The organism is Actinomadura sp. 9N407 (assembly GCF_044326315.1).
In the GTDB taxonomy this organism is placed as follows: Bacteria; Actinomycetota; Actinomycetes; order Streptosporangiales; family Streptosporangiaceae; genus Spirillospora.
Window position 1 is genome coordinate 1 of record NZ_JBIRAW010000077.1, and the last position, 1133, is coordinate 1133.

1 protein-coding gene is annotated in these 1133 nt (G+C 65.4%); it reads right to left on the reverse strand.

Features of this window, described 5'->3' with window-relative positions:
- Positions 1 to 1086, reverse strand: a complete 1086-nt coding sequence (locus ACH34Q_RS46930; RefSeq protein WP_395989764.1) for an IS630 family transposase — start codon at positions 1084 to 1086, stop codon at positions 1 to 3.
- Between the last annotated feature and the right edge of the window lie 47 nt (positions 1087 to 1133).

Sequence of the window (1133 nt, forward strand, 5' to 3'; positions counted from 1 at the left end):
CTAGTGTCCCGAGTCGTTAATTAGTTGGCAGTATGTGGCGAGGGTTTCGAGGATGTCGTCGGCGTGTTTTGTCCACACGAACGGCTTGGGGTCGGCGTTCCACTCGTTGATCCAGACACGGACGTCCTTCTCCAGTTCCAGGACGCTGCGGTGGGCCGAGCGGCGTAGCTTGCGGCGGGTCAGTTCGGCGAACCAGCGCTCCACCAGGTTCATCCATGAGCTGCTGGTCGGGGTGAAGTGCAGGTGAAAGCGGGGATGCCTGATCAGCCACTTCTTGACCGCCTCGGTCTTGTGGGTGGCGTAGTTGTCCAGCACCAGGTGCAGGTCCAGTTCCTTGGGCACGGCCTGGTCGATCAGTTTCAGGAACCGCAGGAACTCCTGATGCCGGTGGCGCCGGTAGTGCTGGGCGATCACCGATCCGCTACCGATGTCCATGGCGGCGAACAGGCTGGTGGTGCCGTGCCGCACATAGTCGTGGGTCATCCGCGCAGGGGTGGTGGGCATGACCGGCAGGATCGGCGCGGTGCGGTCGATCGCCTGCATCTGGGACTTCTCGTCGACCGCCAGCACCAGCGCGTTCTCCGGCGGGTTCAGATACAGCCCGACCACGTCGCGGACCTTGTCGACGAACTGCGGATCGGTGGACAGCTTCCAGGTTTGGACGGCATGCGGTTTGAGGCCGAAGGCCCGCCAGATCCGGGAGATCGCCGACTGCGACATCCCGGTCGCCGCCGCCATCGACCGGGTCGACCAGTGCGTGTCGGCACCGGGCCGCTCCTCCAGCGTCTTGACGATGACCTGCTCGACCCGCTCATCACCGATCTGCCGCGGCCGGCCCGGACGCGGCTCGTCGCCCAGCCCCTCCAGCCGATGGGCCACAAACCGAGCCCGCCACTTGGAGACGGTATTCCGCGAGGTCCCGGTCCGCTGCGCAACCTGCGCGATCGTGCCGCCATCAGCGCACAGCAACACGATCCGCGCCCGCGTCGCCAGCGCCTGAGAAGTCTTACCCCGCCCGGCCCAGCCGGCCAGCGCCGACCGTTCCTCATCGGACAACACCACTGGCTCAAGCTTCGGGCTCGGCATCCCCACACCCTACCGAGTAACAACAAACTAATGACTCAGGACACTAG

Bases quoted from the DNA above. Each gene is read 5' to 3' on its own strand.
- ACH34Q_RS46930 (WP_395989764.1), bottom strand. From the start codon at position 1,086: ATGCCGAGCCCGAAGCTTGAGCCAGTGGTGTTGTCCGATGAGGAACGG.